Raw genomic sequence first — 14,107 nt, forward strand, 5'->3', positions numbered from 1 at the left:
GCAACATGGATTTAACGACCTATGCAGACACTTAACACAACCAGCCTGAAAATCGTAGATAACCAACTGTGGATCCTCGACCAGCAGGCGTTACCGCAAGAAAAAAGATGGAGCCCTTGCCCGGATGTCGCATCACTGGTTGAGCATATCCAGACGCTGCGGGTACGCGGCGCGCCGCTCATTGGCCTGTCTGCCAGCCTGCTGCTCGCGCTGCTGGCGGAGAGAGGCTTATCGCAGGCCGAACTGGCACAAGCGCTGGAGACGCTACGGGCATCGCGTCCTACCGCCGTCAACCTGATGAACAATTTGGATCGCATGAAGCTGGCGCTGGCACAGCCGCAGTTTGTCGCTGCACTGGTGCAGGAAGCGCTGCGATTGGTAGAAGAAGATCGCGCGCTGTGTGAACGCATCGCCGATCATGGCGCTGCGCTGGTGGAGCCAAACAGCCATTTGCTAACCCACTGCAACACTGGCGGTCTTGCAACCGCGGGCATCGGCACCGCCATCGGCGTGCTGCTGCGTGCACACCAACAGGGGAAAGTGGCGCAAGTGTGGGTCGATGAAACTCGTCCGCTGCTACAGGGCGGACGCCTCACGGCCTGGGAACTGGGTGAATTAGGCATTCCCTATCAGCTGATCTGTGATTCGATGGCTGCCAGCCTGATGGCGCAGGGTCAGGTCGATGCGATTTGGGTCGGCGCAGACCGTATTGCCGCCAACGGCGACGTCGCCAATAAAATTGGCACCTACAGTCTCGCGGTGCTGGCGCACTATCACCAGATTCCGTTTTACGTTGCGGCACCGCACACCACGCACGATCCGGCGTGTCCAGACGGTCGGGCAATTCCTATCGAACAACGCGCCGCCGCCGAAGTCACTGGCGTTTCCGGCAGCTTCGGCCACTGCCAGTGGGCACCGCAGAATGCATCAGTCTACAACCCAGCGTTTGATGTCACCCCCACCGCATTAATCAGCGGCTGGATACTCGACACCGGCGTAGTCACGCCACAGGACGTTCAAGAAGGGATATTTAAAGCGGCGTTGGCGTAACGACAACCCCACCTATCGACAAAAGACTCAGGATAGGCCGCACGGACGCGGCGAATCTATCATCCAATGGTAACGGTTCCCCCGCCCATCACCACGCCACCACAGCTCACTGCATCACCCGTTCTCGCCGCGGGTTTACCCTCAACGAGTACGCTGGATGAACCGCTGCTAATGCTCCGCTCATGGCCGTGAGGAGCCAAAGGATCGCCTTGTCGGGCCAACGGCATGCCGTCAACCTTAACCGTTGATGAGCCTGAAGCGACAGGCGTCGGTGGATGACTGCCGTGCCCCGTATCGCTATCGCCTACTTTAACGGCGTTACCCATTTTTTACTCCTTTTCTCTCAATAGTCAGGTTTGCAACGATCATGCTGCAACGTCGTCATCGGCAGCGACTCTCTCTATCCCACGTGGGACGAAGAAATTATTGTTCCTCAACATCGTATTCGCCTGCTCGTTCAGGGTAGCGAACTTGAGTTCCTCTGATGCAAAGTCGTGCATAAAATAATTGAAGAAGATATCCGCCTCACGCGGCACCCGCTTAGCACCATCAAAGAACTTCACCAAATTGGCCCCTTGATACATCTGCCGACGCAGTCCCCTGCTTCTCAACACATTTTCCGCATCGCGCCCGACCTGTATTAACCAGCCCCACTGCGCGTTGAGTTTATCGCGTTCGCTTCCGCTCACGTTTTGGCGGAGTATTTTATAGTCATGCAATTTTTCCCCCAGCCAAAAGCAGTAGTGGATCATGTGCAGTTCGAACACTTCCGGTGTCGGGTTCATTTTCCCAACCCATTTGCTGTAGAACTCGCTGTATGCCTTCACGGAATAGCCCAGCCGGCTATCCTGCATGATGAAATACTGGGCTACTCGTGGGTTTTTAGCATCGAGGATGGAGAAGTTAGGAAAAGGCACCTGAGCCCGACGTGCGGTTTCATACATCTGTCGTAGTGGCACCCGACACAGTTCGGCACTGGGGCGCTGTTCGTCGGGTAACAGCCCGCCCGTCACATCTTCACTGATGCCGGGGCAGAGCACTTCACGCCAGCCGGACCGTAGCGGCCCCAAGGGCAACAGAGGGCGATACTCTCGCCGTTCATGTGCCGCGATCAGGTGCAGAGCGTTTTTGACGGCGGGGTGAAGGGGCTTGTCGAATTCAATCACTTTCGCGCCAAAGGCCGTGGTAAAAATCCCGACAGCGGGATGACGGGCAAGCAGCCCCGCTCCGTCAGAGGCAGAAGCCACGGTATCCCCCATATCCATCGAACTACGGCGCGTGCAGTCGAACAGGCCAGCAAAAACCACCTCGACCTTACTGTCTGCGTAGCGGTATTCATTTCCCACTTTGCTACAGACCGACTCCAGTAACTCGTCGATAAAGCGTCGAGCCAACGCGGCACCCAGATCGGCACCGAATACCGAAATCTGGATCAGTTTGATGGGCAGTTGGTTTGCTTTTTTGATATCTGCCAGATTTTTTTTGAACTTATTTTTAGCCAAATCCACTCGCGCATCGACCCCGGTCATCAACAATTCAGCCACGATCGGGTTATCCCGAATCGGTTCGGTCGCTTCGAGCAGTGCACGGCTCGCCGCCTTTTTGGCCGCAGACACCGTGGCATCGAAACCACTCTTCATGGTCACTAAGTCGCCCAGCTTATTGGCGAGCACCTGGCTCCAGTCCCCTTTGAAAACGCCCTTGACGGTATCGACCGCCGTTTCTTTCCCCTGTTCAACCAGCGCATCGGCATAATCCTCAGGCAGCGCCTGCTGTCTGGCATCCAGAATACTGTCCAGCCTTTCAGAGGGCGTATCTTCCAGCGGGGTACCTAAACCGGGGATATAGACTTTGGAATACGAATATGAAGAGGTGAGTTCAGCCAAAATTATTTCCGGATGGGCACGAAACAAACGGCCTACGTTAGTCAGACGCTGGCTTTCTTCATCCACATTGATATTGCGTTTCAGGCCATCAAAGAAGAAGCCTATTTGTAACGCCAGAGAACAAGTGCCGATCCCTGCCTGATGACGGCTCTCTTCGCGGGCAATGCGACACCCCAGATCATCCCAATCGTTCATCGTCCTCTCCTTGTGCGATAAGGGGCAATAACATCGTCCATATCAAGATAGCAACTGCTCACCCAACGTACGACCAACTTGTTATCTGGTAAGAACAGTACACAAAAATCATTTTTGCCCTTATCACGTTTAGGCATGGGTAGGACGACAGTATGAATTTCAGGACGATAGCCAAGCTCATCATATTGTCGGCGGGTCATCGCAAGTTCCCATTTGATCTTAACAGTGTCACCATTTATTCGATAAGGACCTGCTGTACCGCCGCTAGTGTTAAGCCCATCGAATGCATCGGTATTCCCTCCCATATTGCCATTGACATACACATAGCTAATGGGGCGGTCGACCACCGAATGGACGACAATTGACGCCCCGCCGTGTCGTTCTTGAATCAGGAATGTCCAGCCCAGCCAAAGTACCAGCAGAATGCTTGCCAGCCACCGCCCCCAGCGCGGCAAGATCTGCCATATCGCCGTTATCAATCCCGAAATTGCTTTTACCAAACCGTTTGCCGCACTCATGACTGTCCCTTTGGCTCTTGCTGGTTCACTTTCCTTGTCATGCGTCGGGTAGCCATCGTGCCTGCCTGATGACGGCTCTCTTCACGCGCAACGCGACACTCCAGATCATCCCAATCGTTCATCGTCCTCTCCTTGTGCGATAGGGGGCAATAACATCATCCATATCAAGATAGCAACTGCTCACCCAACGCACGACCAACTTGTTATCTGGTAAGAACAGTACACAAAAATCATCCTGGCCTTTCTGTCGTTTAGGCATAGGTAAATTAATTGTGTGTTTTTCAAACTGATACCCCGCTTTTTCCTGTTCTTCAGTCATATCCAATTCCCAATCTATCTTGACCGTATTCCCGTCTATACGATAAGGACCTGCTGTACCGCCGCTAGTGTTAAGTCCATCAAACGCAAAGGTATTCCCTCCCATATTGCCGTTGACAAAAGCATAGCTAATGGGGCGATCCATTACTGACATAACGACAATTGACGCCCCGCCGTGTCGTTCTTGAATCAGGAACGTCCAGCCCAGCCAGAGCACCAGCAGAATGCTTGCCAGCCACCGCCCCCAGCGCGGTAATATCTGCCATATCGCCGTTATCAGCCCCGAAATTGCTCTTGTTAAACCGCTTGCCACGCTCATGTTCGTCCCTTTTGTTCTTCCAACGCTTGCTGACCACCTTCCAGATAGGCTAATGCCCACAACCGTCCTTGAGACTCTGTCGCACCAGCCTGCTCGGCTTTCGCCAATGCCTTGCGGACCATGTTCATTCTTTCACAGGGTGGGAAATGTCTGATGCTATCCCCCTCTTGCCACAGAGCGAGCAGGCGATGCTCGTCAGTCGATCCTTGTAAAGCCTGATACAATGCGGGCGTCAGTTTGACCAGAACCGGCTCCGACGGCGGGATCGACAAAGACAGCTCACGCCAACTGCCGTCGCATTCTCGCAACCACCAGCGGTCGATCCCGCCAAACAGCCCACCGAGCCACGGGGCATCGTGCTGTTCAACAAGCAGAGGCAGCGCGTGCGGTGTATAGAACCGCAGCAATTGGCTAAATTGCCCTGCGGGTTCAATCACCCTCACACCCAAAGCCAGTTGCTTTTGCAAAGCGCTAAGGGATTGGTCGCTTTCCAACAGGCCAACCACGAGCCCCTGCTGAACAAGCGTCGCCAGTAATCTTTCGTCCTCTGGTGGACAATGCCAAAGCCAGGGACCCAGATTGATCAGTTCAAACAAGTCATCATGAAAATAGAGCGGTAAAAACGGATTTTTGCTCAACTGCTCGCGCTGTTCAGCGGTGAGATTCGCCCCTTCCAGCAGAGCGATACAGGCACCCCGGTGCCAGATAGTTTCAGGTAGCATCTTATTCTCCCTGTATTAACGCATCGCCCTGCGCCATGGCACGCAGCAGACAGGGAATACAGACCGGTTTTTCAAGGGGTGGTATTTTGGGCAGTTGGGGCGGCGCAATCACCTCAACCGTTCCTGGTAATGAGGGCAGTTGGCCTGCCCAACCAGAGCCACAACCCGGGCTGCCGCCTGAATTCATCTTGATGCTGGGGCCGACCAGCGTCACGCCGCTGGGATCGATCTTCACGAAGCTTCCTCCGACTTTCAGCGTCAGCTCCGCGCCCGCTTCAAGAACCACCTTAGCCCCCGCTTTTACATGCACTTCCTCACCCGCCTCGACCAGCAAAGCCTGCCCCAGTTTCTGATGCATCGACGCATCAACGGTCAACGAGAGAGCTCCTTTCACGTGGTCACGTTTCTCGTCCTCCACCGCCAGGTGATCGTTGGCTTTAACGCGGGTGACTCGCTCATTATCAATCTCCGTGTGGGCATCATGTTTGATGTGCCAGACCACATCGTTCTCAACGAGCGCCTTGAGATCTTTCTGCCCGTGAATATAAACCTCCTCCTGACCGGCCTGATCCTCGAAGCGCAATTCATTAAATCCTTCTCCCTGATGCGTCTTCGTGCGCAGCACGGTTCGTGTCTTATTGGCAGGCAGCGGATACGGCGAGGGATTAGTGGCGTGGAAAGTACGCCCCGTGACAATCGGCTGGTCCGGATCGCCTTCAAGGAAGCTGACGATCACTTCATGGCCGATACGCGGGATGGCAATCATGCCGTACTGACCGCCCGCCCAGCCCTGACTGACCCGCACCCAGCAGGAACTCTGGTCGTTACTCGCGCCGTAGCGATCCCACGGGAATTGCAGTTTTACCCGACCATACGGGTCGCAGTAGATTTCTTCCCCCGTTGGGCCGACGACGGTGGCGATTTGCGGGCCGTCCACCATCGGTTTGTAGGGCATGGCAGCACGCCACGTCGTCGTGCCTTTCACCACGGCAAAACTGTTGCTCATGGTCGTCGGTTCGCCGCCGCTTTCCTCTTCCAGCGCCTGCGGCTGCTGCCCGACGTGCGTCACGCTCACCGTCTGCCACACCGCATTCAGCGCCGCATTCGGGTGCTCCGTCAGGGTAAAGGTATTACCCGGCATCAGCCCCGCGCAGTTGGATTCCCCTTCGCTGGTTACTGCGCCTGACCGTAGCGCATCCAGACGATAGTCGCTGAACGCCTTGCCGCTCGGGTCTTGTTTGTAGCGCCCCGGATAGTCGTAATGCTGATAGCTTTCACGCTGGTGTGCCAGCTCGCCGCTCATCTTCTTGTGCGACAGGCCGTAAGCCGGTGTCTTGAAGCTGTAGTCTTTCAGCTCGACTTCGGCGGTGCTCACCCGCTCCGCGTAGTGGAAACGCCGGACATATTCACCTTCACTCAGCCCCTGCGTGGCCAGATTGAAGAACAGCGCCGACCCTTTGGTCAGCGCCCCCGCATCGTCGGCAAACACTACCCGATGCTTACCTTCCTCGTACTCGTGGAAGAAGTACAATCCCTCTTCCGCCGCCAGACGGGTGATAAAGGCCAGGTCGCTTTCCCGATACTGCACGCAGTATTCCCGCACCGCGTGCTCATGGCGCAGTGCAAAGGCGTAGTCGGTAATACCCGCCTCTTCCAGCAACGCGCCGATAATCGCGTCCGGCTTCTGCGCCTGAAAAATGCGGGCGTTGGTACGCAGCCCCAGCCGCCACAGCGCCGGACGCACTTCCGCCTGATAGCGCGTGCGCCGGAATCCGGTATCGCCCTGCGTGAACCCACTGATAATGCCGCTGACACGACGCTTCAGTTCACCTTCATACCAAATCATCAGCTCGCACGGCTGATCCAGCACCGCGCCGAAATCCACATCCGGCAACGCGCTCGCCAGACTCAGTGACAGGCTGAAAGGCCGGTTCAACCCCTCATCCAGCCTGAAATCCACCACCGCAAAGGTGCCTGCCTCCAGCGCGCCAACCTTTACGGTGAACTGTAATCCTGTACTGTTTGCCATCGGCTTTCTCCTTATTTTTATTCTCGCTCTGCCGCCACGGCTACCGCATGCGCCATCCTGGCTAAACGCCACATGAGCAAAAATGCCACGCAGGTGAAAAGCGCAGAGCATTTAAATCGAGCAGCGATTCGGTATGTTCACGTCGTGGGAAACAAGAAGGTCGCAGGGTTGAGGCGGTGTGAAGAGTGATGAAAATGTTCCATGTGGCATCCTTGACGCTATTCCTTTTAAGAAAATACGCATAAAGGATAACAAGATGTTCATAGTGCTAATCGCGCAAAAAAAGGCCTAAAACCAAGTAAACACATTGATTAATATTAAAATAATATCATTTTGAATAAATTAGATAGCGAATCAAAAAGACTCAATCATCATATGAGAACAGGGCATTCGCCCTGTTCTCAACCTATTGATAAACCCGTCATACTTCAAGCCGCATGTGCGTTGGCTACGTTCATTCACCCGAATCACTTACCTGAGTAAGCTCATCGGGATTCTCTCTCTTGCCGCCTTCCTGCAACTCGAATTATTTAGGGTATAAACCATTTTTATTCATGGAATAAGGGCATAGCCCCCTACGCGCTAACACTCCAACTTCGGATATACATCCGCGATCTTATCGCCGGTAAAATGGGCGATCCAGCCTTCCGGGTTATCGAACAGGCGGATGGCAGTGAAATGCGGCTCTGGCCCCATATCAAACCAGTGTGCCGTACCTGCCGGTACAGACAACAAATCGTTCTTCTCACACAGAATCTGGTAAATCTTGCCGTTCAGATGCAGGCAGAATAGTCCCGCGCCTTCCACGAAAAAGCGCACTTCATCTTCGTGATGGATATGCTCGGATAAAAACTTGGTGCGCAGCTCCGCACACTGCGGATTGTCCGAACGCATGCTGATCACATCCCAGCTTTGGTAACCTTTTTCTGCCACCAGCTTATCGATTTCATGCTGATACACCGCCAGCACTTCCTCGGAGGACGGCGCGTCGCTCAGTTTTTGACTGGCTTCCCAGCGCTCAAAACGCACACCGATATCGTTCAGCTGTTTCTGAATCGCATCGGCATCCTGGCTTTGCCAAATCGGCTGGCTTGCATCACTGTCGCTAAAAATGGTTAATCCACTCATTGGGCGTACTCCGGTAAGTCGATCTGGTCAAAACGAGCCGCCTGACGGTGACGGCTTACGCTATCCGCGTCATCACGAATAAGCTGACAGGTGTGCCAACCGGCTTCCTGCGCGGCATCCAGCTCCTGACGAATGTCCGATAGGAACAACAGTTGCTCAGCAGGCAACCCGATGGCTTGTGCAATCGTGCGATAAGAATCAGTCTCCCGCTTCGCGCCGACGCGGGTATCAAAATAGTCGCTGAACAGCGGGCGCAGATCGCCCGCGTTGCTGTAACCAAACAGCAACCGCTGCGCTTCCACCGAACCCGATGAGTAAACATACAGGTGCAGGCCTTGCTGCTGCCACGCGGCGAGCTGTGCCGCTACTTCAGGATACAGATGCCCCTGAAAATCGCCGTTACGGTAGCCCGCACGCCAGATAATGCCCTGCAGCAACTTCAGCGACGTGGATTTACGGTCTTCATCCATAAACTGATTCAGCGCGGCAATCAGTGTATCGCTATCTGCATCAGGCTGAGCTAACTCCTGACGCAGCGCGTTCAGCACCTGTGCGATCTCAGGATCGCTGTCGTGCTGTCGCACCGTATCGGCCAGTCGCTCGCGAGCATAAGGAAACAGCACGCTGTGAACAAAACGGATGTCGCTGGTGGTGCCTTCAATATCAGTGACTATCGCCTTAATCATGCTTTAGCCTCCAGCAGTCGACGCTGCAATTCACACTGGAACAAGAACTCTAACCCTTCTAGATGACGACGCGCTTCTTTCACCGTCGCACCCCAGCAGTAAAGACCGTGGCCGCGCACCAGAAAACCGTAGCGTAGCGGCGTGTGGCTAGCGAACTCCGTTACTCGCTGCGCTAGCGCTGGAATATCCTGATCGTTATCGAAAATCGGGATCACCACACGATCCAAATGAGTTGTCTGCCCCGCCAACGACTTTTGCATTTCGTAGCCGTGCAGCACCAGCTCAGCGCCTTTCTCCACCCGGGACAGCACCGTCGCGTTCACCGAGTGCGTATGCAGCACAGCGCCAATAGTCGGTTCGCGGCGATACAGCAGCGTGTGCAGCCCCGTTTCCGCCGACGGCGTACGGCCACTCGGCACATGGTTAGTGGCAATATCCACCAGCAGGAAATCCTCTGTCTGAAGGCTGCCTTTGTCTTTACCCGATTCGGTAATCAGACACTGCGCGTCATCCAGCCGCACGGACATATTGCCGCCCGTCGCCGGACACCAGCCTTTCTCGCCGATCCAGTGGCAGGCCGCAACCAGCGCCGTCAATTGTTGATTTTCAGTCATGAGGCTTCCCGTTTTTGGTCTTTCTGTTTCAAAGCATACAGTTGCAAGGTTTAGATCTTTTCATTATGTCTTAGCACGCAAAGGCATTTAGCCATTTAAACGTCCAAGCGTCTTGATTGCCAAATACTAACAGCATGTTATATTACCAAGCAATACAGGCTTGCAGGAGTCCTATCCGCTATGAGCGCCGCTCTGATCCCCGACAGTAAACTGCCTTCGCTGGGCACCACCATTTTTACCCAGATGAGCGCACTGGCCCAACAGCATCAGGCCATCAATCTATCACAAGGTTTCCCTGATTTTGACGGCCCGGATTATTTACAGCAGCGGCTGGCGTATCACGTCAGTCAGGGCGCCAACCAATACGCGCCGATGACCGGCGTCTCGCCACTGCGTCAGGCCATTGCCGAGAAAACGGAAGCACTGTACGGCTGGCGACCGGATGCGGATAGTGAAGTCACCGTCACGGCGGGTGCAACCGAAGCGCTGTTTGCCGCTATTGCCGCACTGGTACGCCCCGGCGACGAAGTGATTTGTTTCGATCCCAGCTATGACAGCTACGCGCCTGCCGTTACGTTGGCTGGCGGCGTACTCAAACGCATCGCCTTGCAGCCACCCGCATTTCGCGTGGATTGGTCATCTTTTACCGACTTGCTGAGCGATCGCACTCGGTTGGTGATTCTGAACACGCCGCACAATCCGTCCGCCACCGTCTGGCAGAAAACCGATTTTGAGCAGCTATGGCAGGCGATTGCCGCGCGCAATATTTTCGTATTGAGTGATGAAGTCTACGAGCATATCTGCTTTGATAATGAAGGGCACGCCAGCGTGCTGGCACACCCGTCGCTGCGTCAACGCGCTATCGCCGTTTCCTCGTTTGGCAAAACCTTCCACATGACCGGTTGGAAAGTCGGCTACTGCGTCGCACCAGCGGCATTGAGCGCGGAGGTCCGTAAGGTTCACCAATATCTGACGTTCTCCGTGAACACGCCCGCTCAGTTCGCTATCGCCGATATGCTGCGCGAACAACCGCAACACTGGCGCGAACTGCCCGATTTTTACCGCGCACGCCGCGATCGCTTCATCAATGCGCTGGCAGGCAGCCGTTTCGAGATTCTGCCCTGCGAAGGTACCTACTTCCTGCTGGCGGACTATCGGGCGATTTCCGATCTGGACGATGTCAGCTTCTGCCGCTGGCTGACTGAGCACGTTGGTGTCGCCGCTATCCCGCTCTCCGTCTTTTGCGCCGATCCGTTCCCACATACGTTGATTCGACTATGCTTTGCTAAACAGGAAGCAACGTTGGATGCCGCGGCGGAGCGTTTATGTCAACTTTAAAGATTTCATTGCTGCAACAGCCACTCGTCTGGCGTGATGGGGAAGCGAATCTACGCCACTTCGATACGTTATTGGCGGAGATGAACGAGCGTGATGTCATTGTGTTACCGGAGATGTTCACCACCGGCTTTGCGATGGAAGCGGCCAAAGGTAGTTTGGATCAGTCGGTCGTCGAGGCGTGGTTACACCAGTGGGCGCAAAAGACCAACGCGCTGATCGGCGGTAGCGTCGCGGTGAACACGCCGAAAGGTGCAGTGAACCGTTTCCTGCTGGTCGATCCGCACGGCCACGTGTATCACTACGATAAACGCCACCTGTTCCGCATGGCGGATGAACACCACCACTATCAGGCAGGAACGGAGCGAGTCACCCTTGAGTGGCGCGGCTGGCGCATCTGCCCGATGATCTGCTACGACCTACGTTTCCCAGTATGGTCGCGCAATCGACAGGATTACGATCTGGCACTGTATGTCGCCAACTGGCCTGCACCGCGTGCAGCGCACTGGCAAACACTGCTGGCCGCGCGCGCCATTGAGAATCAGGCCTACGTTGCAGGCTGCAACCGCGTTGGCACCGACGGCAACGGCCACAGCTACCGTGGCGATAGCCTGATTATTAACGCTCAAGGGGAAATTCTGGCCTCTGCCGCCCCCAACCAGCCTGCCCAACTGGACGCCGAACTGTCGCTGGAAGCACTGCAGAGCTACCGGGAATCCTTCCCCGCGTGGCGTGATGCAGATCGGTTTACGCTGTAACAACTGCCGCCGTCGTCGGTGAGGTGATAGTTGCGGTGGGCGTTACCGTGCTGATGCGTGATGAAACACCATCTGATAGAGCGCCTGTAGTGCCAGCGCCACATCCGCCGTGATAACCGATTCGTCGGGATGATGGCTGATACCGCCGCGACAGCGGACAAAAAGCATCGCCACCGGCCAGCGCTCGGCAATCGCGATGGCATCATGCCCCGCACCGCTCGGCAGCATCAGCGTTTTCCCCTGTACCTGCGCCACCGCCTCGTTTAATGCCGACTGCAACGCGGGATCGCAGCGGGTTGCTGCAATACGATAATACTCTTCGGCGCTGAACTGGCAGCCGCGCTGGTGCGCGATAGCCTGTGCTAGCGTCAGGAGTTTTTGTAGCAACGCATCCAGTGGTGCATCCTCCGGCCCGCGAATATCCAACGTCATCTTCACTTCACCGGGGATCACGTTCGCCGCGCCAGGTAAGCATTGCAACGTGCCAAATGTAGCGACCAGATGGGGATCGCTTTCCCGCGTCACCCGTTCAGCCTGCGCCATCCAGTCGGCCGCCGCTGCCAGCGCATCCTGCCGCTGCGTCATCGGCACCGTTCCGGCATGCCCTGCCAGGCCGAGGAACGTGCAGTTGAGTCGCCGCGCCCCGTTGATTGCCGTAACCACACCTAGCGCCAGCTCCTGCTGTTCCAGACACGGCCCCTGTTCGATATGCAATTCCAGATAGGCGACGATGTCACTGACCGGGCGCGCAGCCTGTGCCACCTGTAGCGGATCCAGCCCCGCAATGGTCAATGCCTGCGCCACGCTGGTGCCTTCTGCATCCTGACATTCCAGCCAGTTTTCCGGCCAGGTGCCCGTCAAGCCTCGGCTTCCCAGCAGGGTAATGCCAAAACGCGTACCTTCCTCATCGCCGAAGCCGACGATTTCCAGCGCCACGGGCAACCGGATTCCCTGCTGATGAAACGTGCGTACCACTTCAATCGCCGTTAATACGCCCAGCATGCCGTCGTAGCGTCCGGCATTGCGCACCGTATCCAGATGCGAGCCCAGTAGCAGCGCCGGTGCATCCGGCGTCAGCCCGTCATAACGACCACAAATATTGCCCACGCTGTCCTGCCAGACGTTCATTCCGGCTTCGCGCATCCACTCCCCCACCTGCATATTGGCACGCAGGTGTTCCAGCGACAGGTAGACGCGAGTTAGTTGACCGGGCGTTTCGCTAATTTCAGCCAGAACATCGCAGCGCGACATAATCAGTTCAGCGGCAGCCTGTGCAGCAGGCGACGACAGTAGAGGTTCACTCATGCACGCTCCTCGTTCGCCGCATAGCTGTTCCAGGCGGCCTGCATAGCCTCGCCCTGCACGGTGCGGAAGCCAAGACGGTTCAGCACCGCCTCCAGTGCAGTTAACGTTTGCATCACGCAGTCTTTACGTGCGTTGTAACCCATGGTGCCAATACGCCAGATTTTGCCCTGAAGCGGGCCAAACGAAGTGCCGATCTCAATAGCAAAGTCTTCCAACAGTAGCTTACGAACCTGCTCGCCGTGAACGCCGTCAGGAATCACCACGCCCAGTACGTTATTCATTTTGTGGCTAAGATCGCCAAAGGTTTCCAGCCCCATACCCTGAATCCCTGCCACCAGCGCATTACCATGTAGCGCATGGCGGACAATGCTGCGATCCAGCCCTTCTTCGAGGATCACCCGCGCGCACTCGCGTGCAGCAAACAACATGCTTGTCGCTTCGGTATGGTGATTCAGGCGCTCCGGCCCCCAGTAATCCATCACCATGCCCAGATCGAAATAGTTGGAATAGATCATCTCGTCGTCACCGTCCTGATGCGCGTCGGTTCTGATCCCCTGCTCGACGCATTTACGGCGGCGGATCACCGCTTCCATTTGCGGACTGAGCGTGATCGGCGAACTACCAGACGGCCCGCCCAGACACTTCTGCAATCCAGCGGAAACGGCATCCAAACCCCATTTATCGGTTTCCAGCGGATTACCGCCGAAAGACGCCGTCGCATCGGTATAGAACAGCACGCCGTGGCGGCGGCAAATCTCGCCCAGCGCCTCCAGCGGCTGCAACATGGTGGTCGACGTATCGCCCTGCACCGTCAGCAAGAGACGCGGGCGCACCGTTTTGATCGCATCTTCGATCTGGTCAGGCGAGAACACCTCACCCCACGGCACTTCAATGGTATGAACCTCGGCACGACAGCGGCGGGCAATCTCACACAGCAAATGACCAAAACGACCAAACACCGGTACCAACACCTTATCGCCAGGGCGGATTGCCGACAGCAGAATCGCTTCGATGCCGGCACGCGAGGTGCCGTCCACCAGCATCGTCCAGCGGTTCTCCGTGCGGAAAAGCTGGCGATAGAGTTCCATGACCTGATTCATATAATGGGTCATCGCGGGGTCATACTGACCAACCAGTTGGCTGGCCATTGCCCGTAATACGCGCGGATCGGCGTTGATCGGCCCCGGCCCCATCAGTAAGCGATGAGGGGGGTTAATTTGCGCGTACAGTTCGCTGCTCATGGT

The 14,107-nt window shown here is 56.0% G+C and carries 14 protein-coding genes; 3 read left to right on the plus strand and 11 right to left on the minus strand.

The window, feature by feature from the left end; all coding sequences use genetic code 11:
* Window positions 1–21 precede the first annotated feature (21 nt).
* Window positions 22–1,050: an S-methyl-5-thioribose-1-phosphate isomerase gene (gene mtnA, locus DCX48_08320; GenBank protein QXE14503.1), complete on the plus strand. Its 1,029-nt coding sequence runs from the start codon at window positions 22–24 to the stop codon at window positions 1,048–1,050.
* Between the two features lie 59 nt (window positions 1,051–1,109).
* Here mtnA and DCX48_08325 read toward each other — a convergent pair whose 3' ends face one another.
* The 9 genes from DCX48_08325 to DCX48_08365 form a co-directional block, all read right to left on the minus strand.
* The gene (locus DCX48_08325; protein ID QXE14504.1) at window positions 1,110–1,376 is read right to left on the minus strand and encodes a type VI secretion system PAAR protein; all 267 of its coding nucleotides are present in this window, start codon (window positions 1,374–1,376) and stop codon (window positions 1,110–1,112) included.
* Window positions 1,377–1,415: 39 nt separating this feature from the next.
* Window positions 1,416–3,131: a hypothetical protein gene (locus DCX48_08330; GenBank protein ID QXE14505.1), complete on the minus strand. Its 1,716-nt coding sequence runs from the start codon at window positions 3,129–3,131 to the stop codon at window positions 1,416–1,418.
* Window positions 3,128–3,649 carry a hypothetical protein gene (locus DCX48_08335; GenBank protein ID QXE14506.1) on the minus strand — a complete coding sequence of 174 codons (522 nt, stop codon included), beginning with the start codon at window positions 3,647–3,649 and terminating at the stop codon, window positions 3,128–3,130. Before DCX48_08335 ends, DCX48_08330 begins: the two co-directional genes overlap by 4 nt.
* A 118-nt stretch (window positions 3,650–3,767) precedes the next feature.
* Window positions 3,768–4,286: a hypothetical protein gene (locus DCX48_08340; GenBank protein ID QXE14507.1), complete on the minus strand. Its 519-nt coding sequence runs from the start codon at window positions 4,284–4,286 to the stop codon at window positions 3,768–3,770.
* Window positions 4,283–5,008: a DUF4123 domain-containing protein gene (locus DCX48_08345; GenBank protein QXE14508.1), complete on the minus strand. Its 726-nt coding sequence runs from the start codon at window positions 5,006–5,008 to the stop codon at window positions 4,283–4,285. Before DCX48_08345 ends, DCX48_08340 begins: the two co-directional genes overlap by 4 nt.
* A gap of 1 nt (window position 5,009) precedes the next feature.
* Window positions 5,010–7,037, minus strand: coding sequence for a type VI secretion system tip protein VgrG (locus DCX48_08350; protein ID QXE14509.1), 2,028 nt, complete (start codon window positions 7,035–7,037; stop codon window positions 5,010–5,012).
* A gap of 582 nt (window positions 7,038–7,619) precedes the next feature.
* Window positions 7,620–8,165, minus strand: a complete 546-nt coding sequence (locus DCX48_08355) for an acireductone dioxygenase (GenBank protein QXE14510.1) — start codon at window positions 8,163–8,165, stop codon at window positions 7,620–7,622.
* Complete coding sequence (gene mtnC, locus DCX48_08360) at window positions 8,162–8,851, minus strand: acireductone synthase (protein ID QXE14511.1); 690 nt, start codon at window positions 8,849–8,851, stop codon at window positions 8,162–8,164. The genes DCX48_08355 and mtnC overlap by 4 nt, the downstream gene beginning before the upstream one ends.
* On the minus strand, window positions 8,848–9,465 hold the full coding sequence (locus DCX48_08365; protein QXE14512.1) for a methylthioribulose 1-phosphate dehydratase: 618 nt from the start codon (window positions 9,463–9,465) through the stop codon (window positions 8,848–8,850). Before DCX48_08365 ends, mtnC begins: the two co-directional genes overlap by 4 nt.
* A gap of 180 nt (window positions 9,466–9,645) precedes the next feature.
* Between DCX48_08365 and DCX48_08370 the strand changes: the two genes are divergently transcribed.
* Both DCX48_08370 and DCX48_08375 read left to right on the plus strand, forming a co-directional pair.
* Entirely contained in the window at window positions 9,646–10,803 is a 1,158-nt protein-coding gene (locus tag DCX48_08370) for a pyridoxal phosphate-dependent aminotransferase (protein QXE14513.1), read from the plus strand.
* Window positions 10,791–11,558 carry an amidohydrolase gene (locus DCX48_08375; protein QXE14514.1) on the plus strand — a complete coding sequence of 256 codons (768 nt, stop codon included), beginning with the start codon at window positions 10,791–10,793 and terminating at the stop codon, window positions 11,556–11,558. Before DCX48_08370 ends, DCX48_08375 begins: the two co-directional genes overlap by 13 nt.
* A gap of 42 nt (window positions 11,559–11,600) precedes the next feature.
* Here the strand turns inward: DCX48_08375 and hpxK are convergent, their stop codons facing one another.
* Window positions 11,601–12,863, minus strand: a complete 1,263-nt coding sequence (gene hpxK / locus DCX48_08380) for an allantoate amidohydrolase (GenBank protein QXE14515.1) — start codon at window positions 12,861–12,863, stop codon at window positions 11,601–11,603.
* Complete coding sequence (locus tag DCX48_08385; GenBank protein QXE14516.1) at window positions 12,860–14,104, minus strand: alanine--glyoxylate aminotransferase family protein; 1,245 nt, start codon at window positions 14,102–14,104, stop codon at window positions 12,860–12,862. Before DCX48_08385 ends, hpxK begins: the two co-directional genes overlap by 4 nt.
* Between the last annotated feature and the right edge of the window lie 3 nt (window positions 14,105–14,107).

The sequence above is a fragment of the Pectobacterium atrosepticum genome (assembly GCA_019056595.1).
GTDB classification, from domain to species: Bacteria; Pseudomonadota; Gammaproteobacteria; order Enterobacterales; family Enterobacteriaceae; genus Pectobacterium; species Pectobacterium atrosepticum.

Excerpts from the sequence above, each read along its gene's own strand:
- hpxK (QXE14515.1), bottom strand. The coding sequence starts at position 12,863 with ATGAGTGAACCTCTACTGTCGTCGCCTGCTGCACAGGCTGCCGCTGAA.
- DCX48_08340 (QXE14507.1), bottom strand. The coding sequence starts at position 4,286 with ATGAGCGTGGCAAGCGGTTTAACAAGAGCAATTTCGGGGCTGATAACG.
- mtnC (QXE14511.1), bottom strand. The coding sequence starts at position 8,851 with ATGATTAAGGCGATAGTCACTGATATTGAAGGCACCACCAGCGACATC.
- DCX48_08330 (QXE14505.1), bottom strand. The coding sequence starts at position 3,131 with ATGAACGATTGGGATGATCTGGGGTGTCGCATTGCCCGCGAAGAGAGC.
- mtnA (QXE14503.1), top strand. The coding sequence starts at position 22 with ATGCAGACACTTAACACAACCAGCCTGAAAATCGTAGATAACCAACTG.
- DCX48_08325 (QXE14504.1), bottom strand. The coding sequence starts at position 1,376 with ATGGGTAACGCCGTTAAAGTAGGCGATAGCGATACGGGGCACGGCAGT.
- DCX48_08355 (QXE14510.1), bottom strand. The coding sequence starts at position 8,165 with ATGAGTGGATTAACCATTTTTAGCGACAGTGATGCAAGCCAGCCGATT.
- DCX48_08345 (QXE14508.1), bottom strand. The coding sequence starts at position 5,008 with ATGCTACCTGAAACTATCTGGCACCGGGGTGCCTGTATCGCTCTGCTG.
- DCX48_08350 (QXE14509.1), bottom strand. The coding sequence starts at position 7,037 with ATGGCAAACAGTACAGGATTACAGTTCACCGTAAAGGTTGGCGCGCTG.
- DCX48_08385 (QXE14516.1), bottom strand. The coding sequence starts at position 14,104 with ATGAGCAGCGAACTGTACGCGCAAATTAACCCCCCTCATCGCTTACTG.
- DCX48_08375 (QXE14514.1), top strand. The coding sequence starts at position 10,791 with ATGTCAACTTTAAAGATTTCATTGCTGCAACAGCCACTCGTCTGGCGT.
- DCX48_08335 (QXE14506.1), bottom strand. The coding sequence starts at position 3,649 with ATGAGTGCGGCAAACGGTTTGGTAAAAGCAATTTCGGGATTGATAACG.
- DCX48_08365 (QXE14512.1), bottom strand. The coding sequence starts at position 9,465 with ATGACTGAAAATCAACAATTGACGGCGCTGGTTGCGGCCTGCCACTGG.
- DCX48_08370 (QXE14513.1), top strand. The coding sequence starts at position 9,646 with ATGAGCGCCGCTCTGATCCCCGACAGTAAACTGCCTTCGCTGGGCACC.